Raw genomic sequence first — 26045 nt, 5'->3', positions numbered from 1 at the left:
GGGATGCGAGCCCGGGAACTGGGGCGAGCGCTGGGGCTGGCGATCGCAGAGCGCACGGTGCGGGCGCGTTTCCCCGATCACTTGGTCTCGACCGTCGACGCCGAATCGGTCCTGCTGGCCGGCTTCGCGCGCTCCGGCCGGCCGCCTTCGCTCGACCACGGCCTGAGTTCTTCATCGAGGCATGGAAGCCCGGCGAACCGTCCCGGGTCTTCGTGGTGACGGCCAACGGAAACCACCAGGGAACGACCAAGCGCATAGGGAAGATCGATCGCTCAGCCGTCAAGCAACTGGCCAGGGCCAGTGAGCGCGCTGAACACCTCCACCTAGCCGCATGGAACACCACGCCCTGTCTCCTTCGGCGAGGACGGCCCTGTCACGGCTCTGCGTATTCTCCAGGAAAGGGAAGAATGGTGTGCTTCATGAACCAGAAACGGCATGTGCGTGCTCTGACGACCATGCCGCAGACGGACTCAAGGCGTGTCAGAGGTCGCTCGTATGCTCTGGGGTATGGGGAGCACTGGAGTCACTGAAGGCGACGTCGACAAGGCGATGGCCATCGTCGAGAGCGGCAGGCAGTCGCTTCGGCGGGATGATCCCGCTGTCAAAGCACTAGCAGCAGCGGTATCCGTGCGGCGCCGCTTACAGGGAGAAGAGGCGGTTGCGGACGACGAACTGCTTGCGGCGCATGACCAATTGCACGCAAAGATGCCTCACAGGAACGGCGGTAGCCTGGAGGCACTTGCCGACGTGTTACTGGGGCGCGGGATTGTGCCCTTACCCGGCGACTACGACGGCGACTGGTGGCTATGGTGGCCCAAGAAGGGGTATGGGCCATGTCGTGACTGCCGACAGCATCGCTCACTGACTCGCTACTCCGCTAAATGGGGCAAACCCTACAGATACTTGTGCGCACGCTGCCGCAAGCTGGAACTGGCAGAAGACAGCGCGTATCTCAACAGCGTCACCGGCGTCGTCCCGGATGAAGGCGAGTCCGCCGAATCGCTCTTCGGCAGACGTATGGCAGCCCTCGTCAGTCAACTGGACACCCAGGCGGCAGCAGCACCCGAGAAGCAAGTGGCCCGCCCGGACGCCGACCAGTGGGGCGAGTACGTAGACCGGCTCATAGAAGTACTCGGTTCGCTCGACTGGGCGGGTTGGAGCGTCCCGGACGAATACGATTCGGACTGGGATGCCGAAACCGGCCCGATGCTCTTCGCCACGCTGTGGCGCACCGGTGCCGCGATGGAAATCGAGTACTACCCGCGTGAAAGTCGGCTCCGGTTTCTTCCCTACGACGACGTATGCGGCGACTTTCCGGAGTCGTTTTCCGTGCTTGACGGAGAGGTCGAAGTCACGGTCACTCTTCGAGGCGACGAGGCTGTCACAGCGGTCCACCGTCGGGTCGGTGCGTTGGGATTGCTTGATGCAACTCGTGTCCGTGTGGTGGAGGGGGCCGATCCGGAGGCCGCGGAGGCGTTCGAAGCGGAGTCACTGCTGTCCCTCTTTGGCCCGGCAGCCTCGTACCGGGAGATCCCGGTCGCGGATATCGTCAAAGAAGCTGTGCAGCACCCTGACCTCAGCACGTATCTGCAGTGGGTCGTCGGTAGGGCAGGTCGCAACGTGCACCCGGATCCGGTGCCCGATGCGGCGGCGCTTGGTATCGCGGCCTGGTGCTGGCGCAATGAAACGGCTGTGGAGGCCCACCACCTGCCCTCGGACGTGCTGATGGCCCGAGTGAACATTGCGGTGACTCGCGCGGTGCTTCCTCATGTCTGCCCATACGAAGGTATCGATTGGGACGGAATCGAGCGGTCACTCACCGATACAAGCTGGAAACTCCCCGACGGCCGGACCGTCTCTTCCCTGTTCGGCGACGGATGGCCGGCGGTGCAGTCGTCGGTGCGGGAGCAGATCCGGAAGTGGCAACGCCTCGACAGCGAACTGCTGGGCCCGGATACTACTTTGCGGCTGATGACGATCGGGGGCTCGACAGATCACACGTGTCATTGGTGGGGCCAAGGGCGTTGGCGTGCGATCTGCGAAGAGATTGTCCATGATGCTGTCGAAGCTGGATTCACGCTGCCGCAGCCGTACGGCTGCCGTGGTCCTGCTGCCTTGATCGACGACTTGGAAAACCCGGACATGCAGTCCGATGCAGTGCTGGCCTGGCTTATCGACATGCCCGAAGCCTCAGTTTCAGGACCTCACGGATTGCGCCACCATCCGGCTACACGACCGCTCGTACGCGAATACGATCCGTGGTGGGCGGCGGAGGGAACCTGACTCCGCAGTCGGTCGGCAGCCCCATGCCTCGCGAGCAGATCGAGCGTCTGCCTCCGGCAAGACCTGCTGGAGGCAGACGCTCGGGAACTTCTTCGGTCAACTATCTGTCGAGTTCGAGCTCTAGTTTCTAGAGGTCGAAGTACATCTCGAACTCGTGGGGGTGGGGGCGGAGTTGCATGGGGGCGATTTCCTGGGTGCGCTTGTAGTCGATCCAGGTCTCGATGAGGTCGGCCGTGAAGACGCCGCCCGCCTGGAGGTACTCGTTGTCGCCTTCGAGGGCGTCGAGTACGGCGGGGAGCGAGGTGGGGACCTGGGGGACGTTCGCGTGTTCCTCGGGGGCGAGCTCGTAGAGGTCCTTGTCGATCGGTTCGGCCGGCTCGATCTTGTTCTTGACGCCGTCCAGGCCGGCCAGCAGCAGGGCCGAGAAGGCCAGGTACGGGTTGGAGGACGGGTCCGGGGCGCGGAACTCGACGCGCTTGGCCTTGGGGTTGGAGCCTGTGATCGGGATGCGCATGGCGGCGGAGCGGTTGCGCTGGGAGTAGACCATGTTGACCGGGGCCTCGAAGCCGGGGACCAGGCGGTGGTACGAGTTCACCGTCGGGTTGGTGAAGGCCAGCAGCGACGGGGCGTGCTTGAGGATGCCGCCGATGTAGTAGCGCGCGGTGTCCGAGAGGCCCGCGTAGCCCTGCTCGTCGTAGAAGAGCGGCTCGCCGCCGGACCACAGGGACTGGTGGACGTGCATGCCCGAGCCGTTGTCGCCGAAGATCGGCTTCGGCATGAAGGTCGCGGTCTTGCCATTGCGCCAGGCGACGTTCTTCACGATGTACTTGAAGAGCATCAGGTCGTCCGCCGCGGCGAGCAGCGTGTTGAACTTGTAGTTGATCTCCGCCTGGCCCGCCGTGCCCACCTCGTGGTGCTGGCGCTCGACCTGGAGCCCCGCCGCGTCCAGCTCCAGGGAGATCTCCGCGCGCAGGTCGGCGAAGTGGTCCACCGGCGGCGCCGGGAAGTAGCCGCCCTTGTACCGGACCTTGTAGCCGCGGTTGTTCTCCACCGCGCCGGTGTTCCAGGCGCCGGCCTCGGAGTCGATGTGGTAGAAGGACTGGTTCGCGCTGGTCTCGAAGCGGACGCTGTCGAACACGTAGAACTCGGCCTCCGGGCCGAAGTACGCGGTGTCCGCGATGCCGGTGGAGGCGAGGTACGCCTCGGCCTTCTTGGCGATGTTGCGCGGGTCGCGGCTGTACTGCTCGCCCGTGATCGGGTCGTGGATGAAGAAGTTGAGGTTGAGCGTCTTGTCCTTGCGGAACGGGTCGACGCGTGCCGTCGTCAGGTCCGCGCGCAGCGCCATGTCGGACTCGTGGATGGCCTGGAACCCGCGGATCGACGAGCCGTCGAAGGCCAGCTCCTCGTTCGGGTCGAACGCCGAGGCCGGGATCGTGAAGTGCTGCATCACGCCGGGCAGGTCGCAGAAGCGGACATCGACGAACTTGACGTCCTCGTCCGTGATGAACTTTTTGGCGTCGTCGCCGTTCTGGAACATCCAACTCCTCCTAGCCCGGCCGACTGCGGTCGGGGTTGTTTCGATGGCGCGGTCCCTCTGCGGTGGCGCGCTGGGCCCGACCCTAGGCAGGCGGCATTTCCCAAGCATGACCCATTTGTTTCGCCGAGGTTAACCGGACGGTGCCCCCGTTGACGCCCGGACCGCGCGTCGTGCCCGTATGCCCTGGCCGGACGTAGTGCCTGTGTGTCCCTGGCCGGACGCTGCGCCCGTATGCCCCTGGTCGCGCATCGTGCCCGTATGTCCTGGCCGGGGCCGTGCCCCGCCGCCCCGGCCGTACGCCCCGGGCCGGGGCCGCGTGGGCGGCTACCCGACCCGGAGCGGCACGTACATACGCGGCCGCAGTACCGTGGTCCTGTGGATAACAGGCAAGCAATCGGATCGTGGCTCTCCGGGCCGCGCGCGGCCGCCGAGGACATGGGCGTCGACTTCGGGTACCGGGGCGAACGGCTCGGGCTGCCGAAGGACGGGCCCGGCTCCCTCGCCTCGCTGGGCCGGCGCGTCGGGGCCCTGTGCGTGGACTGGGCGCTGTGCATGCTCATCGCCTACGCGTTCCTCGCCGACGGCAGCGCGCAGCGCGCCGGCAACTGGGCGCTCCTCGTCTTTCTCGTACTGAGCCTGCTCACCGTCGGCACGGTCGGCTCCACCCCCGGCAAGCGCCTCCTCGGCCTGCGCGTCGTCGGCGAGGGCGGCGGCCGGCTGTCGCTGCCCCGCGTCGCGCTGCGCAGCGTCCTGCTCGTCCTCGTCATCCCCGCCGTCATCTGGGACCGCGACTCCCGCGGCCTCCACGACAAGCTCGCCCGCGCCGTTCAGGTCCGGATCTGATCGAAGCCGGCCCCCCCGGGGGGCGGCGCGAGACGGCTCGTCAACGCGTCAAAGGGCGGCCCGGATATCCCGGGCCGCCCTTTTCTGGTTCTTCCGTCGTTCTGCCGTCGTTCTTCTGTCGTTCGTGCTGCCGGTGGGTAGCGGCCGTGGGTAGTGGCCGTAGGTAGTGGCCGTGACCTGCTCGTGCCGGCGTCCCGGCCGCCTCAGCGGCCCTTCGGCATCCGCATGCCCTTGGGCATCGGCCCCTTCGGCATCGGCATGTTGCTCATCAGGTCGCCGAGCGCCCGCAGCCGGTCGTTCACCACCGTGACCTGCGCGCCCGGCAGTACGCGCGGCAGCTTCAGCAGCGTCGTACGGACCTTCTTCAGCGGCACCTGGCCCTCGCCGTCGCCCACCACCACGTCGTGTACGGGCACGTCCGCGACGATGCGGGCCATCTTCTTCTTCTCGGCGGCCAGCAGCGACTTGACCCGGTTGGGGTTGCCCTCGGCCACGAGCACGATGCCCGCCTTGCCGACCGCCCGGTGCACGACGTCCTGGCTGCGGTTCATCGCCACCGCCGGGGTCGTCGTCCAGCCGCGGCCGATGTTCTCCAGCACCGCGGCCGCCGCGCCCGGCTGGCCCTCCATCTGCCCGAAGGCAGCCCGCTCGGCGCGCCGCCCGAAGACGATCGCCATCGCGAGGAAGGCCAGCAGGAAGCCCAGGATGCCCAGGTAGATCGGGTGACCGATCCAGAAGCCGATGGCGAGGAGGACACCGAAGGTGACGATTCCCACAGCCGCGACGACAAGCCCGACCTTGGGGTCGGCCTTCTTGGTCATCTTGTAGGTCAGAGCGATCTGCTTCAGTCGCCCGGGGTTCTCGGATGTTTCCTTCCTCGCCATACAGCGAAGTTTACGTGGCCTGTGGGCCCGGGGCAGCCACGGCCTCCAGTACGTGCTGTGCCTCGCGCCGGTCCTTGGCCCGGCGCCGGTCCTCCAGCACGGCGGTCCAGGCGTTTCGGCGGGCTGTGCGCTGTCCGCCGCGCAGGAGCAGCCCTTCCAGGGCGCGCAGGGCGTCGGTCACGGACGGCGGGCGTACGGAGAGCGCGGGCGGCGGAGCGGAAGAGGCGCGTACGGGCGCGGCCTGCATGTCGGGGTCCCCCTCGGGAGCCTGGATGTGGATGTATGGGGAGGTGCGGAGGTGCACGGGGACGTACGGGGGCTGTGCGGGGAAGTACGGGTATCGCGCGGGACCGTGCGTGCTTACATCGTCACTGAACGGTGTTACCAACGGATGACCTGTTGGTCAAACACCTATGAAACGTTGACGCGGCCCGTCCGATCGCGCGCTCTTGCGGGTCGTACGGGCCGCGTAGTACTGCCGTGCGGCGTGGGGGCGGGGGAGCCGGAGGAGAGCGGGGTCAGCTCGCCTTGGCGGCCGCCGGGGCGGCGGTCCGGTGGTCGATGGCCTGCTGGTAGAGGCGGCCGGCGCGGTACGAGGAGCGGACCAGCGGGCCGGACATGACGCCCGCGTAGCCGATCTCGTCGGCCTCGTCCTTCAGCTCCACGAACTCCTGCGGCTTCACCCAGCGCTCCACCGGGTGATGCCGGGGGGAGGGGCGCAGGTACTGCGTGATCGTGATCAGCTCGCAGCCCGCCTCGTGCAGGTCGCGCAGGGCCTCGCTGACCTCCTCGCGGGTCTCGCCCATGCCCAGGATCAGGTTGGACTTCGTGACCAGCCCGGCCGCGCGGGACTGGCGGATCACGTCCAGGGAGCGCTCGTAGCGGAAGCCGGGGCGGATGCGCTTGAAGATCCGCGGCACCGTCTCGACGTTGTGCGCGAGCACCTCCGGGCGCGACGAGAACACCTCGGCGAGCTGCTCGGGTACCGCGTTGAAGTCGGGGATCAGCAGCTCGACGCCGGTGTCCGGCATCAGCGCGTGGATCTGGCGCACCGTCTCGGCGTAGAGCCAGGCGCCGCCGTCCTCCAGGTCGTCGCGCGCGACGCCGGTGATCGTGGCGTACTTCAGCCCCATGGTCTGTACGGACTCGGCCACCCGGCGCGGCTCGTCGACGTCCAGGGCCTGCGGCTTGCCGGTGTCGATCTGGCAGAAGTCGCAGCGCCGGGTGCACTGGTCGCCGCCGATGAGGAAGGTCGCCTCGCGGTCCTCCCAGCACTCGAAGATGTTGGGGCAGCCCGCCTCCTGGCACACGGTGTGCAGGCCCTCGGTCTTCACCAACTTCTGCAGCTCGGTGTACTCGGGGCCCATCTTCGCCCGGGTTTTGATCCACTCCGGCTTGCGCTCGATGGGGGTCTGACTGTTCCGGACCTCCAGGCGCAGCATCTTGCGTCCGTCGGGTGCGACAGCGGACACGTCCGGTACTCCCCTTTGCTGTACGGCATTCGATTCGTCGGCGAACCCTAGAGTACGCCCGTACTACTTACGCTCTTACGCCCGAACCAACCTCCGACGCTGGGGGGCGCATTCCCGCTAGACGGCCCGGGGGAGCAACTCCGCCCCTTGTAGGACGTCCCGCAGGTGCTTCTCGATCACGGGGACGGCCTCGGGGACGGTGACCTCGCGGCCCAGCTCGTTGGAGAGCGACGTCACACCCGCGTCCCGGATTCCGCACGGCACGATCCGGTCGAACCAGGTGTTGTCCGGATTGCAGTTCAGCGCGAAGCCGTGCATCGTCACGCCCTTGGCGATCCGGATGCCGATCGCGGCCAGCTTGCGGTCCTCGCGGCGCTGCCCGGCGTTGGACGGCGCGTACTCCGGGCCGTTCAGCCGGGGGTCGAACTCCTCGTCCGCCAGGCGCGGGTCGAAGTCCAGGGAGAGCCCGCCCGCGGCCGGCCGCTCCTCGACCGGGTCGCCCAGCACCCAGACGCCGCTGCGGCCCTCGACGCGGGTGGTCTCCAGGCCGAACTCCGCGCAGGCCCGGATGAGCGCGTCCTCCAGGCGGCGTACGTGCGCGACCACGTCCACCGGGCGCGGCAGCTTCTGGATCGGATAGCCGACGAGCTGGCCGGGGCCATGCCAGGTGATCTTGCCGCCGCGGTCCACGTCGATGACGGGGGTGCCGTCCAGGGGGCGCTCGTTGTCGGCCGTGCGCCGCCCCGCTGTGTAGACCGCCGGGTGCTCCAGCAGCAGGCACGTGTCCGGAATCTCGTCCGCGAAGCGGGCGGCGTGGACCCGGCGCTGCTCCTGCCAGGCCTCCTGGTATTCGACGGCGTCCGCCCCGAAGCCCAGGTGGACAAAGCGCAGCTCACTCACGGCAGCTCCTCTTCGAACCTTGTCTTGCAGCCATCGCGCTCTGCAACTGTACGGCGGGGCGCTGACAGCGCGGACGGCGGCCGGGGCGGGAGGCGGCGGGAAGGCGGTGCGAAGGGCCCGCGACCGACCGTCCGCTGTGCTCACACGATCGGATGAATGCGGGGCGAAGGTGGCGATCAGGGCCAAGACTGCCGCTAAATTCGCGCCGTTCCAGAGGGCGATCAGGGAGACCGACAGGCTGATGACGGAACGACCCCCGCACCGCACCCCCAACCGTCAGCTCGCCGGGCTCATCGCCGAGGCGGGCTTCTCCAACGCGGGGCTCGCGCGCCGGGTTGATCAGCTCGGGCTCGAACACGGGCTCGATCTGCGGTACGACAAGACATCCGTGACGCGCTGGCTGCGGGGACAGCAGCCGCGCGGCACCACCCCCGCGCTGATCGCCGAGGTCTTCACCCGGCGGCTGGGGCGGCGGCTCTCCGCGCAGGACATGGGGCTCGACGCCTGCGCGCCGGTGTACGCGGGGCTGGAGTTCGCCGCGTCGCCCGAGGAGGCCGTCGACATCGTCAGCGGGCTGTGGCGCAAGGACTCGGGCAGCCACACCGAACTCCGGAAGATCGCCTTCACCCCGGCCGGGCTGGTGGTGCCCAGCCGGGACTGGCTCATCGGGCGCCCCGACGAGCGGGTGGCGAGAGGGGACCCGGGGGCGCGCGGAGCGGGTGGTGGCGCGGCCGGGACCGGAGCCGCCGGGGCCAGTGCTCCCAGTGGTGGCGCGAGCGCCGGCGGTGTGCCCGCGCCCGCCGGCGGCAAGACCCCCGGGGCCGTCGGCGAAGCGCCGCGCGTGCCCGCACAGGGCCGGGGGCCCGTATCCCGGCAGCGCCAGACCGAGCGCGGCCCCGGCGCCCGCGTCACGATGGGCGACGTCGCCGCGCTGCGGTCGGTGGGCGACCTCTTCCGCACCCTCGACCACGCCTACGGCGGCGGCCACGCGCGCCAGGCGCTCGTGCGCTATCTGGAACACGAAGTGGAACCGATGCTGCGCGGCGCGTACGGGGAGGCCACCGGGCGGCGGCTGTTCGCCGCCGCCGCCGACCTCACCCGGCTGGCGGGCTGGACCTCGTACGACATCGCCGCGCACGGGCTCGCGCAGCGGTACTTCGTCCAGGCGCTGCGGCTGGCCCAGGCCGCCGGGGACCGGGCCTACGGCAGCTACGTGCTGGCCACCATGAGCCGGCAGGCCGTGTATCTGGGACACGGCCGGGAGGCCGTGCAACTGGCGCGCGTCGCCCAGCAGGGCGTGGGGTCGGGCGCGCCGCCCGTGGTGCAGGCCCTGCTGCACGCCGTGGAGGCGCGCGGGCACGGCGTGCTGAGCGAGGTACGGGCGTGCACCGCCTCCCTCGCGCGGGCGGAACGGGCGCTGGAGACGGCGCGGCCGGGGGACGACGTGCCGTACTGGGCGCGGTTCTTCGACGAGGGGCAGCTCGCCGACGAATTCGGCCACTGCTACCGGGACTTGCAGCAGTACCGGGCCGCCGCGCTGCACGCCGAACGGTCGTTGCAACTGCGCGGCGCCGGGTTCGCCCGCAGCCGGCTGTTCTGCCGGGTGGTGCTGGCCTCCGCGCGGCTGGGGCTCGGCGAGCTGGAGCAGGCGTGCGTGCTGGGCGCCGAGGCGGCGCAGCAGGCTTCCGAGATGCGGTCGGCCCGCGCGGTGGAGTACGTGCGCGACTTCGAACGGAGGCTGGAGCCGTACCGGGACGCCGCGGCCGTACGCGGATACCGCGAGCGGGTCGCCGCGATGGGGTAGGGGACGGGCGCGCCCCTGGGGCGCGCCGCTCCCGGAGCGGAGCCGCCCCTGGGGGGCTACGCCGCCCGCAGCCTCGGCGATTCGTCGGTGGCGACGCCCAGGTCGTGGAGGACCGCGCGGGCGGCTCGGCGGCCCGAGTAGAGGGCGCCCTGCACCGTGCTGGTGTCGCGGTGGTCGCCGCATACGTACAGCCCGGAGAGCAGCCGCACCGGGCGGCGGAGGTCGTGGGGCGCGGTCATGGCGGGGATCGCGTCGGGCTCGTGGTACGCGGCCAGCAGCCGCCACCCGGTGGTGGACGTGGCGTAGACGGCGGCCAGTTGGGCGCGGACCGCGCGGTCGAGTTCGGCGGTCGGCAGCGCCGCGGCGGCGCCCAGGACCGTCGAGGTGATCAGCGTCCGGCCGGGCGGGGTACGGGCCGGGTCGACCTCGCCGGCCACCATGGTGTGCGCGACGGGCCCGCTCCCGTCGGCGGCGAGGATCAGCGCCGGCCCGTGCGGCGGCGCGGCGTCGGCGGCGTGGTGCACCACCGTGACGGGGTGGAACGCGGGAAGCCGCAGACCCGGAATGAGTTCGGCGGCGGCGCGCGCCCCCGTGGCGACCACGACGGAGCGGCAGCGGATGTCGCCGTGGCCGGCGGTGGAGACGGACGTGGTGCACACCGACTTGGCCTGTACGCCCGTCCGGACCGTACCGGGCGGCAGCGCCGCGACCAGCAGTTCGGGGATGGTGCCCGCCCCGCCGGCGGCCAGGCACAGCCGGCCGCGCGCGTACCCGCGCAGCACCAGGTCGGCGACGCGGCTGGACGTGGTGAGGTCCGGGTCGCCGAGCAGCGAGACCAGCAGCGGCCGCAGGAAGCTCTCGACGGTGCGGGGCGAGAGGCCGCGCCCGGCCAGGGTCTCGGCGGTGGGCCGGTCGGGGCGGGTGAGCAGCCGGTCGGTGGACAGGGTCGCGAAGCGGGACAGCGCGGCTCCTATGCGCGCCTGGTCGAGGCCGCCCGCGCGGGGCGCGCGCGCCAGGGCGCGCGCTGTCGTCAGTGCGCCCCGCGTGCTCCGGGCGCTTCGCGCACCGCGGGGCGCGCCCGTCCGCAGACTGCCGCCGTCGTGGTGGACGAGCACGCCCGGCGCGAAGGGCCGCAGCGTGAGCGCCCCCAGACCGGGGGTGCGCAGCAGCTCGGGATAGGCGGTGTTGAGCAGCGCTCCGGTGCGGTCCAGGCGGAAGCCGTCCACCGTCTCCGTGGTGGTGCGGCCCCCGGCGTAAGGGGCGGCCTCCAGGACGGTGACTGTTACTCCGGCGTTGGTGAGCTGCTGGGCCGCCGACAGGCCGGCGAGCCCGGCGCCCACGATGACGACATCGACGGCGTCGACGGCGGCGTCATCCATACCGTGGGTGCCAGCGGCATCGACGGCATCCGGGGCGCCGTCGGCATCGATGGGGTTCGCGGAATTTCGTGCACGGTCGAGCACGTGCCCTCCCCGAGGTCGGTCCGCTCACTCGGTGGCCTGATGCCCCCAACCAATGGCGGGGATGCGTGAGTTGCCTCGACGGTAGGGACAAAACCCCTTCGCGGCAGTCGCGCACGGACAGTGCACGGTCGCACGCCGGTCGCACGGCGGCGGCGCCGACGCCGCGCGGCGCGTACCGGCACGTCGGCGGGCCGGCCTGGCCACGGCGTACGACCGACGCGGGAGGCGCGCGGTACGGCCCCCGGCCGGGGCTCCGCGGCACCGACGGCGGAGGGCGGCCCGCGCGCCTCCCGGTCCGGCCGCCGTCAGCCCCGTTCCGCCAGCGCCGCCCGCAGCGTCTCCTCGATCCCGGGGAACGCGTACGCGAAACCCGAGTCCAGCAGTTTGCGGGGCAGGACCCGCTGGCTGCTCAGGACATCCGTCGCGAACTCGCCGAGCGCGAGCCGCAGCGCGGGCGCGGGCGCGGTGAACAGCGTCGGGCGGCGCAGCACCCGCCCCATCGCCCGCGTCACCTCGCGGTTGGTGACGGGCGCCGGCGCGGTGAGGTTGACCGGCCCGTACAGCGTCCCGGTGTCCAGGATGTGGCGCAGGGCGGCGACGTGGTCGTGCAGGGAGATGAAGCTCCAGTACTGCCGGCCGTCGCCCAGGCGTCCCCCGAGCCCGTACCGGAAGAGGGGGAAGAGCCGTGCCCAGGCGCCGCCCGCGCGGGAGACGACCAGGCCGGTACGGGCGTAGACGGTCCGTACGCCCGCCTCCACGGCCGCCCCGGCGGCTTCCTCCCACTCCTGGCAGAGGTCCGCGAGGAAGCCGTCGCCGGGCGGGTGGTCCTCGTCGACCGCGCGGTCCCCGGTGTCCCCGTAGAAGCCGATCGCGCTACCGCTGACCAGCACCCGCGGCGGCTCGTCGAGGGCGGCCACGGCCTCCGCGACGGCGGCCGTGCCCAGCACCCGGCTGTCGCGCAGCTCCTTCTTGTACGCGTCCGTCCAGCGGCGGTCGCCGAGCCCCGCGCCCGCGAGGTGCACGACGGCCGCGCACCCGGCGAGCCCGTCCGCGTCGACGCGCTGCCGCATCGGGTCCCACTCGACCTCGTCCGCCGCGCGGGGCGCGCGCCGCACCAGCCGCACCACGTGGTGGCCGTCCGCCTCCAGGGAGCGTACGAGCGCCGTACCGATGAGCCCGGCCGAACCGGTGATCGCGATCCGCATGCCGGTCATCCTGCCCCCGCGCCCGTCGGCAGGCGGTTAATTCCCGCCGCGGCACCCGCCGCCTGTGCCACAGTGACCCGCATGCCCGAGCCGATCATCCGCCCCGCCGTCCTCTCCGACGACGCGGCCCTCGCCGAGCTGGACCGCCGGACCTGGTCGCCGGTGCACTCCGTGATGGCGCCGCCGAAGCCGCCGTACGGGCCGTTCTTCACGGCCGGAAACCTGCCCGAGTACATCCTCGTGGCCGAACTCGACGGGCGCGTCGCCGGCTATCTGCGCCTCGTACCGGCGACCCCGCTGCCCTCCAACGCGCACGTGCGGCAGATACAGGGGCTCGCCGTCGACGAGACCGCGCGCGGGCGCGGCGTCGCCCGCGCCCTGCTGCGGGCCTCCGCCGACGAGGCCCGGCGGCAGGCCGCGGTCCGCCTCACGCTGCGGGTGCTCGGCCACAACACGCCCGCGCGGCGGCTGTACGAGTCGGAGGGGTTCGCCGTGGAGGGCGTGCTGCGGGGGGAGTTCCTGGTGGGCGGGGAGTACGTGGACGATGTGCTGATGGCGCGGGCGCTGTAGCTTTCGGCTGCCTGCAGGGGAGGGCTCCGGACCCCGGCGGGGAGTGGTTCGCCTCCGCCGCCGGTAGTGGTTCACGCCTGTAGCCCGTGGTGGTTCACGCCCCCAGCCGGTCGCGGCCCTCCCACAGCTTGGGGAACCGTTCCGCCATCGCCGCCTCGTCCTCGAAGTCCAGCGGGCTGCCCAGCGGCTCCGAGGGCGGCTCCGGCAGCCCCAGGTCCGGCAACTCCGCGCCGGTCAACTGCTCGTACGCCTCGTCGGCCGCGTACCCCAGGTCCTCGCCGTCCCCGTCGACCCGATCGTCGAACTCCTCCAGCAGGTCGGCCAGGTCGTCCGGCTCGTGCAGCGCCCCCTCGAAGACCTCCCGGCCCTGCCCGATCAGCCAGCAGCGGAAGCAGTCGAAGACCTCGTCGTCCGCCCCGTCCAGCAGCACCCAGGCCGCGCCCCACAGATCCCAGCGGTACGCGCGGTTGTAGCGCGCCTCGAAGTGCCGCGCGAAGTACAGCACGGAGTCCGGATCGAGCTGCGTCAGCCGCTCGATCAGCAGGTCGGCCTGGTCCTCGGGGTCGCCGTCGGCCGCCTGGCGGGTGGCGTCGATCAACGACCAGAACTCCGTCTCGTCCATCACGGCACCAGCATCGGGCCTGGGGCCGGGCCACGCACGCGGAGCGGCCCAGATGCGACTGTGTCGTTACCGGCCGTTCGAGGACGGCAAGAGGACGGCAAGCGGTACTGATCCGGTCTCAGATCGAACGGCGAACGTACCCGTGCGGGCGCGAGCCGAAAAGACGACAGAAGGTGTCCGGTATCGCTGTCAGGGTCGGCCCGTAGCCAACCGGCGGAGCGAGAGGACATACGTACATGAGCACACAGGACGCAGCGGCGCGCCCCCTGGCCGGCAAGGTCGCCCTGGTCGCGGGGGCGACGCGCGGCGCGGGCCGCGCGATGGCCGTCGAACTGGGCCGCTCCGGGGCCACCGTCTACGCGACCGGACGCACCACCCGGACCCGCGTCAGCGAGGTCGGCCGGCCCACCGAGACCATCGAGGAGACGGCCGAACTGGTGACGGCGGCCGGCGGCACCGGCATCGCCGTCGCGACCGACCACCTGGACCCGGCGCAGGTCAAGGCGGTCGTCGAGCGCGTCGACCGGGAAGCGGGACGGCTCGACATCCTCGTCAACGACGTCTGGGGCGGGGACCACCTGCTGGAGTTCGACAAGCGGATCTGGGAGGTGAAGATCGAGGACGGGCTGCGGATGCTCCGGCTCGGCATCGACGCCCACCTCATCACCAGCCACTGCGCGCTGCCGCTGCTGATCCGCGACCCCGGCGGCCTGGTCGTCGAAGTCACCGACGGCACCGCCGAGTTCAACAAGACCTACCGCGGCAACCTCCCCTTCGACCTGGCCAAGACCGCCCCGCACCGGATGGCCTTCGGCCTCGCCGAGGAACTGAAGGAGTACGGGGGCACCGCCCTCTCCATCACGCCGGGGTTCCTGCGCTCCGAGGAGATGCTCGACCACTTCGGCGTCACCGAGGCCACCTGGCGCGACGCCGTGGAGCGGGAACCGCACTTCGCCATCGCCGAGTCGCCCGCCCTGATCGGCCGCGCCGTCGCCGCCCTCGCCGCCGATGCCGGGCGGGCGCGTTGGAACGGCGCCTCCGTCTCCAGCGGCCAGATGGCCAGGGTGTACGGCTTCACGGACACCGACGGCTCGCAGCCGGACGCCATGGCGTACTTCCGTGACGTCGTCTTCGGCGGCAAGGCCGCCACCGCCGCCGACTACCGCTGACGGTCGCCTGCGGCGCGCTGTGTGGCCTTGACCTGTGCCGCACGGGGCACGGGCCCCGCGCCCGGCGCCGTGGGCTGCGCGCTGTGTGCGCCTGACCGGTGCCTGGCGCCGCGCCGTACGGTCCTTGGCGGCCCGTGATGGGCGGCTGGCGCTTCGGCTCGCCCCGTCCGGTCGCGGCGTCCGGTGCCCGGTGCCCGGCGCCGCGCGTCTTACGGTCCTCGACGGTTTGTGACGGGCGGTCGGGCTTCGGCCCTGCCCCTGCCGCGCGCTGTGTGGCCCCGACTCGTGCCGTGCGGGCACGCGCCCGGCGCCGCGCGCCGTACGGCCCTTGATGGCCCGTAGCGGGCGGCCCACGCTTCGGCCCGCCCCGTCCGGTCGTGGTGTCCGGTGTGAGGCGCCGCGTGCCGTACGGTCCTCGACGGCCCGTGATGGGCGGCCGGGGGCTCGGCCCTGCCCAGCCGGTCGCGGCGCCCGGCGGGGTCGGCCACCCGACCGGGGCGTCCGCGTACCCCCGGGGGCCAGGGCTGTTGGCCGTTGGGCAAGGGTTCCGCGGCCTTCGCGGCCGGGCGTGGCGGCTGATCGCCGTCGGCCGCCGGGCCGGGGCTCGTAGCGGGCCGCAGAGCACATGGCGGATCAACGCGCCCCGTACCGGGCGGCCATTTCGCGTGCTGCCCGCGCGAAGCGTTCGCGCAGCGCCGCGGGTGCGAGCACCTCGGCCTCCGGCCCCAGGCCGAGCAGTTGGGAGTACGCGACGTCGACCGTCTCGACGGGCAGGGTCACGGTGATCCGCCCCTGCTCGTCGGGGTCCCCGGCCGCGGCCAGCGCCTCGCGGGCGGCGAGCTGGTCCGTCACGTACGGGAGCTGGCGGGCGCCGTCCGGCGTGAGGCGCACCTCCACCCGGTCCCGCAGGATCGAGCGGGCGAACTCGACGGCCCGCTCCTCCCAGAAGGCGGGCAGGTCGAACGCCTCGGAGCGCTGGAAGCGCTCCTCCCCGCTCGCGACCGCCGTGAACCGGTCCACCCGGTAGACACGGAACTCCCGCCGCCCCGACACCCCTGCGCCAGGACCCGCGCCCGTACCCTCCGCGCTGCCGTCCGCGACACGCGCCGCCCCGGCCGCCGCGCCGGAGCCCGCGCCCGTACCTCCCTGGCCGGAGCCCGTGCCCGTCCCTTCCCCGCCGCCGTCCGCCACGCGCACCGCCCCGGCCGCCGGGCCGGAGCCCGGCGCGCCCGTACCTCCCGCCCCAGGGCCCCCACCCGCCCCCTCCCCGTCCCCATCCGCCACACGCGCCGCCAAGTACCACACGCCTGCCTTGAGGACGAGGCCGTACGGTTCCAGTTCGCGTTCCGCTTCGGTGTTGCCGCGCTGGTAGCGGGTGGTGAGGCGGCGGTTGTGCCAGAGGGCGTGTGCGATGGCGGGCAGGAGGGCGGGGGGTTCGGCTTCGTGGAACCAGGCGGGGGCGTCGAGGTGGAAGCGCTGGGCGGCGCCGGCCGCCGCGTCGCGCAGTTCGGGGAGGAGGGCGGCCGAGACCTTCAGCCGGGCGGCGGAGGCGGCGTCGGCTAGGCCCATCTCGCGCAGGGCCGAGGGGACTCCGGACAGGAACAGCGCCTCGGCCTCCGTACGCCCCAGGCCCGTGAGGCGGGTGCGGTAGCCGCCGACGAGGCGGTAGCCGCCCGTACGGCCGCGGTCCGCGTAGACGGGCACGCCGGCCTCGGAAAGCGCGAGGACGTCCCGCGCGACCGTGCGCTCCGAGACCTCCAGGCGGCGCGCCAGCTCGGCCCCCGTCATCCCGGGCCGGGACTGGAGCAACAACACCATCGTGATGAGCCGGGCAGCACGCATGCCGCCATCATGCCGAGCCCCACTGACAGTCGGCCCCCGGCTGCAGTCGGCGGGCGGAGCGCGCGGCCGGGTCCGGGTCCGGATCCGGGTCCGTACAGGAGCCGGCGCCCGCGGCCGGGCTTGGGCCTGTACGGCCCCCGCCCCCCGGCCGGCGGCGGGCCCCCGCCCCCCGGCCGGCGGCGGGCCCCCGCCCCCCCGGCCGGCGGCGGGCGTACGCCCCCCGGCGCGCGAGTACCGGGACAGGCGGGCCCGGCCGCCGTATGGGGGAGGGGCTCAGCGCCCGTAGCGCTCGGCGGCCTCCTTGACGAGGGATGCCTTGACCTCGCCGCGGCGGGCGAGTGCGGCCAGGGCGGAGACGACGACCGACTGCGGGTCGACGCCGAAGTGGCGGCGGGCGGCCTCGCGGGTGTCGGAGAGGCCGAAGCCGTCCGTGCCGATGGAGGTCCAGTCCTGTTCGACCCAGGGCGCGATCTGGTCCGGGACCGCCCGCATCCAGTCGCTGACGGCCACGACCGGGCCGGGCGCGCCGTGCAGGGCCTGGGTGACGTACGGGACGCGCTCCTCGCCGCGCAGCGCCGCCGCCTCACAGTCCAGCGCCTCGCGGCGCAGCTCGGTCCAGGAGGGCGCGGACCAGACGTCGGCGGCGACGCCCCAGTCCTCGGCGAGCAGCCGCTGCGCGTCGAGCGCCCAGTGGATCGCGGTGCCCGAGGCGAGCAACTGGAGGCGCGGCGCGCCCTCGGGGAGCCCCTGGGCCTCCTGGTAGCGGTAGAGGCCCTTGAGGATGCCCTCCTCCACGCCCTCGGGCATGGCGGGCTGGACCTTCGTCTCGTTGTAGACGGTCAGGTAGTAGAAGACGTTCTCGGCCTCGGGCCCGTACATCCGGCGCAGGCCCTCGCGGACGATCACGGAGACCTCGTACGCGAACGCCGGGTCGTACGAGATGGCCGCCGGGTTGGTGGAGGCGATCAGGTGCGAGTGGCCGTCGGCGTGCTGGAGGCCCTCGCCCGTCATCGTGGTGCGGCCCGCGGTGGCGCCGATGACGAAGCCGCGGCCGAGCTGGTCGGCGAGCGCCCAGAACTGGTCGGCCGTGCGCTGCCAGCCGAACATCGAGTAGAAGATGTAGAACGGGATCATCGGCTCGCCGTGCGTCGCGTACGAGGTCGCGGCGGCGGTGAAGTCGGCCAGCGAACCGGCCTCGGTGATGCCCTCGTTCAGGATCTGACCGTCCTTGGCCTCCTTGTAGTACAGGAGCTGGTCGCGGTCGACCGGGTCGTACGTCTGGCCCTTGGGGGAGTAGAGCCCGGCGGACGGGAAGAGCGACTCCATGCCGAAGGTGCGGGCCTCGTCGGGGACGATCGGCACCCAGCGGCGGCCGGTCTCCTTCTCCCGCATCAGGTCCTTGACGAGCCGGACGAACGCCATGGTGGTGGCGATCTCCTGGGTCCCGGAGCCCTTCTGGAGCGCCTCGAAGGGCTTCGCGGACGGCTCGGGCAGCGGCTTCGCGGTGACCTTGCGGGCGGGGGAGGGGCCGCCGAGCGCGGCGCGGCGCTCGCGGAGGTAGGCCATCTCGGGGGAGTTCTCGCCGGGGTGCGCGTACGGCACGGGGCCGTCGGCGAGCGCGCTGTCCGGGATGGGCAGCCCGAGCAGGTCGCGCATGTCGCGGAACTGCTCGCCGGTGAGCTTCTTCATCTGGTGGTTGGCGTTGCGCGACTCGAAGCCCGTGCCGAGGGTGTGGCCCTTGATGGTCTGCGCGAGGATCACCGTCGGCGCGCCCTTGTGCTCCACGGCGGCGCGGTAGGCGGCGTACACCTTGCGCGGCTCGTGGCCGGCGCGGGAGCTCTGGAACAGCTCCAGCAGCTTGGCGTCGGTGAGCTGCTGGGCCATGGCCCGCAGCGCCGGGTCGGCGCCGAAGAAGTGGTCGCGCAGGTATCCGGCGTCGCGGGTCGCGTACGTCTGGAACTGGGCGTCCGGCGTCTCGCGGAGCCGGCGTACGAGCGCGCCGTCGGTGTCGCGGGCGAAGAGGTCGTCCCAGGCGGCGCCCCACAGGGACTTGACGACGTTCCAGCCCGCGGCGCGGAACTGGGCCTCCAGCTCCTGCACGATCTTGAAGTTGGGGCGGACGGGGCCGTCGAGGCGCTGGAGGTTGCAGTTGATGACGAAGGTGAGGTTGTCCAGGCCCTCGCGGCCGGCCAGCGCGAGCGCGGCGGTGGCCTCGGGCTCGTCCATCTCGCCGTCGCCGAGGAACGCCCAGACGCGGGAGCGGGAGGTGTCCTTGATGCCGCGGTGCTCCAGATAGCGGTTGAAGCGCGCCTGGTAGATCGCGGAGAGCGGGCCGAGGCCCATGGAGACGGTCGGGAACTCCCACAGCCAGGGCAGCCGCCGGGGGTGCGGGTAGGAAGGCAGGCCGTCGCCGCCCGCCTCCTGGCGGAACCGGTCGAGCTGGCCCTCGGTGAGGCGGCCTTCGAGGAAGGCGCGGGCGTAGATGCCGGGGGAGGCGTGGCCCTGGAGGTAGAGCTGGTCGCCGGAGCCGCCGGACGCCGCGTCGTCCTTGCCGCGGAAGAAGTGCTGGAAGCCCGTCTCGTAGAGCCAGGCGGCGGAGGCGTACGTGGCGATGTGGCCGCCGAGGCCGAGGGCGCTGCCGCGGGTCACCATCGCGGCGGCGTTCCACCGGTTGTAGGCGGTGATCCGGCGCTCCATCTCCTCGTCGCCCGGATAGTCGGGCTCCGCGGCGGTGGGGATGGTGTTGACGTACTCGCTCTCCAGCAGCGGGGGCAGCCCGAGGCCGGCGCGCTCGCCGTGCTCCAGCGTGCTGCGCAGGATGCGGGCGGCGCGGTGCGGGCCTGCCGCGGTGGTGACGGCGTCGAGCGACTCGCCCCACTCGGCCGTCTCCTCGGGATCGGCGTCCGGGAGCTGGTCGAGCTGGCTGTACTGGCGCACGGGGTCGGGCATGGGGTGGGCCCCTTTCCGGACGAAAGAGAGGTGGAGGGGCGGCAGGCAGGGGTTGCGCCCACGATCGACGATACGCCTCTGATCGATGATCGATCAACGGTTCGTCAAAAGAAAAACCCCAGGTGGCACGGGGTGTCGCGGCTTATGGCACCCGGTGTCAGAGCTGCGGGGCGCAGCACAGCACATGCGTGGTGAGCACGTCTCCGATGAGCGGATCACGCCGCCGGAAAGCGTCCACCAGCTCCTGGTGATCGTCGGCGTACGAGCGCGGCTCGGGACTCAGCCAGCGGATCGACAGTGTCGTCCAGACCTCGATGCCCAGCGACTCCCAGGTGTGCAGCAGCACGCTGTTCCCGGCCGCCCGCACGATCTCCCGGTGGAACGCCACCGTGTGCCGGACCTGCGCCTCGCCGTCGTCCGCCAGGTCGGCCTCGCGGAGCGCCGCGACCTCCCGCTCCAGCGCGGAGAGGTCCGCCGCCAGCCGTTCGGCGGCCAGCTCCGCGGCCACCCGCTCCAGCCCGGCCCGCACCGGATAGCTCTCCTTGAGGTCCGTGGCGGTCAGATTCCGCACCCGGACGCCCTTGTTGGGCGCCGACTCGATCAGCCGCAGCGACTCCAGCTCGCGCAGCGCCTCCCGTACGGGCGTCTGGCTCACCTCCAGCTCCACGGCGATCCGCCGCTCCACGATCCGCTCCCCGGGCTGCCAGCGGCCGCTGACGATCCCCTTGAGGATGTGCTCGCGGATCTGCTCACGCAGCGAGTGGACGACGGGCGGGGTCATGAGTGCTCCTTCGGGGCGCGCCGGTCGGCGGCCATTCTTCTCTCCCGGAAGTATCCGGCGGGTCACGGCGGCTTGCGGCGGCTCGCGGGGGCCTATGACGGGCCGCTCGCGGCTGCTTTCGCGAGTTCCGTCGACAACGTCCGACCACGGGGAAGGCCCCGGCTCGCTGAGCCGGGGCCTTCCCTCCATACGGTGCTGTCAACCTCAGAGGCCGAGGTCGCCCTCGAACTCGCCGCCTTCCAGACGGGCCTTGAGCGTGCCCAGGAAGCGGGCCGCGTCGGCGCCGTCCACCAGCCGGTGGTCGTACGACAGGGCCAGGTAGACCATGTCGCGGATGGCGATGGTCTCGCCCAGCTCCGGCGTCGTGACGACGACCGGACGCTTGACCGTCGCGCCGATCCCGAGCATGCCGACCTGCGGCTGGTTCAGGATCGGGGTGTCGAACAGCGCGCCGCGCGAACCGGTGTTGGTCACCGTGAAGGTGCCGCCCGCCAGCTCGTCCGGCTTGATGCCGCCCTCGCGCACCCGGCCGGCCAGGTCCGCGGTCTTCTTCGCGATGCCGGCCAGGTTCAGGTCGCCCGCCTCGTGGATGACCGGGACGAACAGGCCCTTCTCGGTGTCCACCGCGATGCCGATGTTCTCGACGTCGTGGTAGGTGATCGTGTCGTCGTCGTTCACCTTGGCGTTCAGCGACGCGTGCACCTTCAGCGCCTCGGCGGCGGCCTTGACGAAGAACGGCATCGGCGAGAGCTTGACGCCCTCCCGCGCGAGGAAGCTGTTCTTCGCCTTGGCACGAAGCTGCATGATCTTGGTGACGTCCACCTCGACCACGGTCGTGAGCTGCGCCGACACCTTCAGCGACTCCACCATGTGCTTGGCGGTCGCCTTGCGGATACGGGACATCTTCACCGTCTGGCCGCGCAGCGCCGACGGCTGCGCCGGAGCGGCGGCGGCCTTCGGAGCGGCGGCCGGAGCCTGCTGCTTGGCGGACTCGGCGGCGGAGATGACGTCCTGCTTGCGGATACGGCCGCCGACGCCGGTGCCCTTGACCTCGGCGAGGTTCACGCCGCTCTCGGAGGCCAGCTTGCGCACCAGCGGCGTGACGTACGCGCCGTCCGCCTCACCGGTCGCCGCGGCGGCCGGAGCCGGAGCGGCGGGGGCGGCGGGCGCCGGGGCCGGAGCGGCCGGGGCCGGGTCCGGCGCCGGGGTGGTGACCTGCTGCGGGGCCGGGGCCGAGGGGGCCTGCGGGGCCGACGTGGCGGGGGCGGCGGGCGCCTCGGCCGGGGCCGGAGCCGGGGCGGGCTCGGGAGCGGCCGCCGGGGCGGGCGCGGCCGGAGCGGCGGGGGCGGCCGGGGCAGCGCCCGCGGCGCCGATGACGGCGAGCTTCGCGCCGACCTCGGCGGTCTCGTCCTCGCCGACCACGATCTCCAGCAGGGTGCCCGCGACGGGCGCCGGGATCTCGGTGTCGACCTTGTCCGTCGACACCTCCAGCAACGGCTCGTCGACGGCGACCTCTTCGCCGACGGCCTTCAGCCAGCGGGTCACGGTGCCCTCGGTCACGGACTCGCCCAGCGCGGGGAGCGTGACCGGGGTGCCCTCGGCGGAGCCGCCGGACGCGGCCGGGGCCTCCTGCGCGGGGGCGGCGGGCGCCTCGGCCGGGGCCGGGGCCGCGGCGGGCTCCGGCTGAGCCGCCGGTGCGGGCTCGGCGGCCGGCGCGGCCTCCTGCGCCGGGGCGCCGGAGCCGTCGTCGATGATCGCCAGTTCGGCGCCGACCTCGACCGTCTCGTCCTCGGCCACCTTGATGGAGGCGAGCACACCGGCGGCCGGCGCGGGGATCTCGGTGTCGACCTTGTCGGTCGACACCTCCAGCAGAGGCTCGTCGGCCTCGACGCGCTCACCCTCGGCCTTCAGCCAGCGGGTGACGGTGCCCTCGGTCACGCTCTCGCCGAGCGCCGGCAGGGTTACGGAAACCGCCATGGTTTCGGTTGCTCCTTACGAAAAGTGCGGATGGTGGTGCGCTCGGGACTTAGTCGTGCGAGTGCAGCGGCTTGCCGGCCAGGGCCAGGTGGGCCTCGCCGAGCGCCTCGTTCTGCGTCGGGTGGGCGTGGACGAGCTGCGCGACCTCGGCCGGCAGCGCCTCCCAGTTGTAGATGAGCTGCGCCTCGCCGACCTGCTCGCCCATACGGTCGCCGACCATGTGGACGCCGACGACGGCGCCGTCCTTGACCTGGACGAGCTTGATCTCGCCGGAGGTCTTGAGGATGTTGCTCTTGCCGTTGCCCGCGAGGTTGTACTTCAGGGCCACGACCTTGTCCGCACCGTAGATCTCCTTGGCCTTGGCCTCGGTGATCCCGACGGAGGCGACCTCGGGGTGGCAGTACGTGACCCGCGGCACACCGTCGTAGTCGACCGGCACGGTCTTCAGACCGGCCAGCCGCTCCGCCACCAGCATGCCCTCGGCGAAGCCGACGTGCGCGAGCTGGAGGGTCGGGACGAGGTCGCCGACGGCCGAGATGGTCGGCACGTTGGTGCGCATGTACTCGTCGACCAGGACGTAGCCGCGGTCCATCGCGACGCCCTGCTCCTCGTAGCCCAGGCCCTGGGAGACCGGCCCGCGGCCGATCGCCACCAGCAGCACCTCGGCCTCGAAGGTCTTGCCGTCGGCAAGGGTCACCTTGACGCCGTCGGCGGTGTACTCGGCCTTGTCGAAGAAGGTGCCGAGGTTGAACTTGATGCCGCGCTTGCGGAAGGCCCGCTCCAGCAGCTTGGAGCTGTTCTCGTCCTCGACCGGGACGAGGTGCTTGAGGCCCTCGATGACCGTGACGTCCGTGCCGAAGGACTTCCACGCCGAGGCGAACTCGACGCCGATGACGCCGCCGCCCAGGATGATCGCGGACTTCGGGACGCGGTCCAGGGTCAGCGCGTGGTCCGAGGAGATGATGCGGTTGCCGTCGATCTCCAGGCCGGGCAGCGACTTCGGCACGGAGCCGGTCGCCAGCAGGACGTGGCGGCCCTCCACCCGCCGCCCGGCGACGTCCACCGAGGTCGGCGAGGACAGCTTGCCCTCGCCCTCGATGTAGGTCACCTTGCGGCTGGCGACGAGACCCTGCAGACCCTTGTAGAGGCCCGCGATCACGCCATCCTTGTACTTGTGCACGCCCTCGATGTCGACGCCCTCGAAGGACGTCTTGATGCCGAACTTCTCGGCCTCACGGGCCTGGTCGGCGATCTCGCCGGCGTGCAGCAGAGCCTTCGTGGGGATGCAGCCGTTGTGCAGGCAGGTGCCGCCGAGCTTGTTCTTCTCGATCAGGGCGACGTCCAGACCAAGCTGCGCTCCGCGCAGGGCAGCGGCGTAACCGCCGCTACCGCCTCCGAGGATCACTAGGTCGAAAACGGTGCTGGCGTCGTTCGCCACGTCACGTCCTCCATGCATGGATACGCCGTAGCCGGTCGTCGGTGACCGGGCGGCGGCTGTTGTTCGGCCGCTTCTAGATCGGCCCTGGGTGTAAGGGGGCCCTGTCCTGCCGTGACAACATCTTCGCACTTGTTGATGGGAGGCGGGACGCCGGGCCGGTGTCGGGGGCGGCGGATCGGCCCTCCCCGAGGTCGCTCCGGCGCGCGGACGTACGGATTTCGTCGAGGGCGAACGTGACGAACGGAACGACGAACGGAACGACGAATGGAACGACGCACGGAACGACGCACAGTACGAGCCGCACGGCGAACAGTACGACGGACGGCACGGCGGATGGCACGACGGTCGGCACGACGGACAGCGCGAGCCCGCGGCGAGCGGGGGCGGCCGGACGTCCGTACGGCCCCGGGCGCGGAACCCGGGGCCGTACGGACAGCGACGCGGACCGTCAGCCGAGGTCGCCGTCGGCCGTGCGCTCGGCCAGCCGCACCAGGGTGCGGACCGAGGCCCCGGTGCCGCCCTTGTGGGTGTAGCCGTACGGCGCGCTCTCGTGGAACGCCGGACCCGCGATGTCCAGGTGCGCCCAGGTGATGCCCTCGCCCACGAACTCCTGGAGGAACAGCCCGGCGGCCAGGCCGCCGCCCATCCGGCCGCCCACGTTCGCGAGGTCGGCGACGGGCGAGTCCATGCCCTTGAGCAGCTCGGCGGGGAGCGGCAGCGGCCAGGACTGCTCGCCGACCTCCTCCGCGATCTCGTGCAGCGAGGCGCGGAAGGCGTCGTCGTTGGCCATGATCCCGAACGTGCGGTCGCCGAGGGCCACCACCATCGCGCCGGTCAGCGTCGCCACGTCCACGATCGCGTCGGGCTTCTCCTCCGAGGCGCGGGTGATCGCGTCGGCGAGCACCAGCCGGCCCTCGGCGTCGGTGTTGAGCACCTCGACGGTCTTGCCGCTGTACATCGTGAGCACGTCGCCGGGGCGGGTCGCGGTGCCCGACGGCATGTTCTCGGCCAGCGCCAGCCAGCCGGTCACATTGACCTGGAGACCGAGCCGGGCGGCGCTGACGACCGCGGCGAACACGGCGGCCGCGCCGCTCATGTCGCACTTCATCGTCTCGTTGTGCCCGGCCGGCTTCAGCGAGATGCCGCCCGAGTCGTACGTGATGCCCTTGCCGACCAGCGCGACGGTCTTCTTCGCCTTGGCGTGCGTATAGGCGATCTTCACCAGCCGCGGCGGGTTGGCGGAGCCCTGGCCCACGCCGATCAGACCGCCGTAGCCGCCCTTGGCCAGCGCCTTCTCGTCCAGCACCTCGACCGTGAGGCCGTGCTCCTTGCCGGCGGCCTGCGCGGCGGCGGCGAACGACTTCGGGGTGAGGTCGTTGGAGGGCGTGTTGATCAGGTCGCGGGCGCGGTTGATCTCCTCCGCCAGCGCGATGGCGCGGTCCGCCGCGGCCTTGTGCGCCTTGTCGCGCGGCTTGCCGCCGAGGATCGCGACCTCGGCGAGCGGCGCGCTCTTGTCGTCCTTGCTGCCCTTGCCGTTCTTGCCGTTGCCGTTGCGGTAGGCGGTGAAGGCGTACGCGCCGAGCAGCGCGCCCTCCGCGATGGCGGCGACATCCGCGGCGCCCTCGACGGGCAGCGCGAACGCGCCCTTCTTCGTGCCCGCCAGGGCGCGCGCGGCGGAGCCCGCGGCCCGGCGCAGCGCCTCGCCGTCGAAGTCCTCGCCCTTGGCCGGGGCCTCGCCGAGGCCGACCGCGAGGACGACGGGGGCCTTCACACCGGACGGTGCGGGCAGCTTCGTCACCTCGCCCTCGCCGCCGCCGGCGCCGAGGGCCTCCAGGACGGAGGCCAGTTTGCCGTCGAACGCCTTGTCCACGGCTTCCGCGCCGGGCGCCAAGACGGGGCCCTTCGGGCCCTTCGCCACACCGACGACGAGGGCGTCGGCGCGCAGCGTCGCGGCGCTGGAGGTGCTGAGAGTCAGTGCAGTCACGGTGGTGGGGTCCCTACTTCCGTTGAGTTCGGCCGGTCGGTGGATGGTGACCGGCCGCCAGGAGCTTGCCGCGAGCCTAACTCCCGGTCTTGCCGGGCCCGTCACCTGTGGGTGCCTTCGCCCCACCATGCCCCTCGCGGGGAAGCCCTGGGCCCCGGGCCCCGGCCCTCAACCTCCCCCAGCTACCGCTGGGAGGTGCCCCCTGACGGGCTTACTCGGGGCTCCGCCCCGGACCCCGGTCCTCAATCGCCGGACAGGCTGGGCGGGGGCGGACGGTGGGTGCGTGGGCGGGGGTGGGGGATGTCCTCAACCTCCTCCAGCT

At 72.1% G+C, this 26045-nt stretch carries 19 protein-coding genes; 5 read left to right on the top strand and 14 right to left on the bottom strand.

Features of this window, described 5'->3' with window-relative positions; genetic code table 11:
- The first annotated feature begins 507 nt into the window (after positions 1 to 507).
- Positions 508 to 2283, top strand: coding sequence for a hypothetical protein (locus tag IF55_RS04830; RefSeq protein ID WP_157854258.1), 1776 nt, complete (start codon positions 508 to 510; stop codon positions 2281 to 2283).
- A gap of 127 nt (positions 2284 to 2410) precedes the next feature.
- On the opposite strand, the gene glnA is transcribed toward IF55_RS04830, so the two are convergent.
- Positions 2411 to 3820 carry a type I glutamate--ammonia ligase gene (glnA, locus tag IF55_RS04825; protein WP_030875780.1) on the bottom strand — a complete coding sequence of 470 codons (1410 nt, stop codon included), beginning with the start codon at positions 3818 to 3820 and terminating at the stop codon, positions 2411 to 2413.
- Between the two features lie 375 nt (positions 3821 to 4195).
- Here glnA and IF55_RS04820 point away from each other — a divergent pair, with 375 nt between their 5' ends.
- Complete coding sequence (locus IF55_RS04820) at positions 4196 to 4663, top strand: RDD family protein (protein ID WP_030875777.1); 468 nt, start codon at positions 4196 to 4198, stop codon at positions 4661 to 4663.
- A gap of 203 nt (positions 4664 to 4866) precedes the next feature.
- Here the strand turns inward: IF55_RS04820 and IF55_RS04815 are convergent, their stop codons facing one another.
- The 4 genes from IF55_RS04815 to lipB all read right to left on the bottom strand — a co-directional run bounded on the left by IF55_RS04815 (position 4867) and on the right by lipB (position 7919).
- Complete coding sequence (locus IF55_RS04815; protein ID WP_030875774.1) at positions 4867 to 5547, bottom strand: DUF4191 domain-containing protein; 681 nt, start codon at positions 5545 to 5547, stop codon at positions 4867 to 4869.
- Positions 5548 to 5557: 10 nt separating this feature from the next.
- Positions 5558 to 5794 (bottom strand): SCO2195 family GlnR-regulated protein, encoded by a 237-nt coding sequence (locus tag IF55_RS04810; RefSeq protein WP_030875772.1) that lies wholly within the window; start codon positions 5792 to 5794, stop codon positions 5558 to 5560.
- A gap of 271 nt (positions 5795 to 6065) precedes the next feature.
- Complete coding sequence (lipA, locus tag IF55_RS04805) at positions 6066 to 7019, bottom strand: lipoyl synthase (protein WP_030875769.1); 954 nt, start codon at positions 7017 to 7019, stop codon at positions 6066 to 6068.
- A 117-nt stretch (positions 7020 to 7136) separates the two neighbouring features.
- The gene (lipB, locus tag IF55_RS04800) at positions 7137 to 7919 is read right to left on the bottom strand and encodes a lipoyl(octanoyl) transferase LipB (protein WP_030875767.1); all 783 of its coding nucleotides are present in this window, start codon (positions 7917 to 7919) and stop codon (positions 7137 to 7139) included.
- 241 nt (positions 7920 to 8160) lie between these two features.
- On the opposite strand from lipB, the gene IF55_RS04795 reads away from it, so the two are divergent.
- Positions 8161 to 9723, top strand: a complete 1563-nt coding sequence (locus tag IF55_RS04795) for an NsdA family TPR-like regulatory protein (RefSeq protein WP_030875765.1) — start codon at positions 8161 to 8163, stop codon at positions 9721 to 9723.
- Positions 9724 to 9779: 56 nt separating this feature from the next.
- Here the strand turns inward: IF55_RS04795 and IF55_RS04790 are convergent, their stop codons facing one another.
- Positions 9780 to 11102, bottom strand: a complete 1323-nt coding sequence (locus tag IF55_RS04790; RefSeq protein WP_030875762.1) for an NAD(P)/FAD-dependent oxidoreductase — start codon at positions 11100 to 11102, stop codon at positions 9780 to 9782.
- Positions 11103 to 11491: 389 nt separating this feature from the next.
- Complete coding sequence (locus tag IF55_RS04785) at positions 11492 to 12400, bottom strand: TIGR01777 family oxidoreductase (RefSeq protein ID WP_030875760.1); 909 nt, start codon at positions 12398 to 12400, stop codon at positions 11492 to 11494.
- A 72-nt stretch (positions 12401 to 12472) separates the two neighbouring features.
- Between IF55_RS04785 and IF55_RS04780 the strand changes: the two genes are divergently transcribed.
- Positions 12473 to 12961 (top strand): GNAT family N-acetyltransferase, encoded by a 489-nt coding sequence (locus IF55_RS04780; RefSeq protein ID WP_030875757.1) that lies wholly within the window; start codon positions 12473 to 12475, stop codon positions 12959 to 12961.
- A 94-nt stretch (positions 12962 to 13055) separates the two neighbouring features.
- Here the strand turns inward: IF55_RS04780 and IF55_RS04775 are convergent, their stop codons facing one another.
- Positions 13056 to 13583, bottom strand: coding sequence for a DUF4240 domain-containing protein (locus tag IF55_RS04775; protein WP_030875755.1), 528 nt, complete (start codon positions 13581 to 13583; stop codon positions 13056 to 13058).
- Between the two features lie 236 nt (positions 13584 to 13819).
- Between IF55_RS04775 and IF55_RS04770 the strand changes: the two genes are divergently transcribed.
- Entirely contained in the window at positions 13820 to 14752 is a 933-nt protein-coding gene (locus tag IF55_RS04770) for an SDR family oxidoreductase (protein ID WP_030875752.1), read from the top strand.
- A 633-nt stretch (positions 14753 to 15385) separates the two neighbouring features.
- On the opposite strand, the gene IF55_RS04765 is transcribed toward IF55_RS04770, so the two are convergent.
- The 6 genes from IF55_RS04765 to IF55_RS04740 form a co-directional block, all read right to left on the bottom strand.
- Complete coding sequence (locus IF55_RS04765) at positions 15386 to 16594, bottom strand: helix-turn-helix transcriptional regulator (RefSeq protein WP_030875750.1); 1209 nt, start codon at positions 16592 to 16594, stop codon at positions 15386 to 15388.
- Between the two features lie 273 nt (positions 16595 to 16867).
- Positions 16868 to 19543, bottom strand: a complete 2676-nt coding sequence (gene aceE, locus IF55_RS04760; protein ID WP_030883858.1) for a pyruvate dehydrogenase (acetyl-transferring), homodimeric type — start codon at positions 19541 to 19543, stop codon at positions 16868 to 16870.
- Positions 19544 to 19700: 157 nt separating this feature from the next.
- Positions 19701 to 20324: a GntR family transcriptional regulator gene (locus IF55_RS04755; protein WP_030883850.1), complete on the bottom strand. Its 624-nt coding sequence runs from the start codon at positions 20322 to 20324 to the stop codon at positions 19701 to 19703.
- Positions 20325 to 20528: 204 nt separating this feature from the next.
- Positions 20529 to 22301 carry a 2-oxoglutarate dehydrogenase, E2 component, dihydrolipoamide succinyltransferase gene (gene sucB / locus IF55_RS04750; protein ID WP_030883847.1) on the bottom strand — a complete coding sequence of 591 codons (1773 nt, stop codon included), beginning with the start codon at positions 22299 to 22301 and terminating at the stop codon, positions 20529 to 20531.
- Between the two features lie 49 nt (positions 22302 to 22350).
- Positions 22351 to 23739, bottom strand: a complete 1389-nt coding sequence (gene lpdA, locus IF55_RS04745) for a dihydrolipoyl dehydrogenase (protein ID WP_030883845.1) — start codon at positions 23737 to 23739, stop codon at positions 22351 to 22353.
- 448 nt (positions 23740 to 24187) lie between these two features.
- Positions 24188 to 25723: a leucyl aminopeptidase gene (locus tag IF55_RS04740; protein WP_030883843.1), complete on the bottom strand. Its 1536-nt coding sequence runs from the start codon at positions 25721 to 25723 to the stop codon at positions 24188 to 24190.
- Positions 25724 to 26045 lie beyond the last annotated feature (322 nt).

The sequence above is a fragment of the Streptomyces varsoviensis genome (assembly GCF_000718635.1).
GTDB lineage: Bacteria > Actinomycetota > Actinomycetes > Streptomycetales > Streptomycetaceae > Streptomyces > Streptomyces varsoviensis.
Note: the sequence above shows the minus strand (reverse complement) of the source record. Positions and strands in the feature narration are given on the sequence as shown.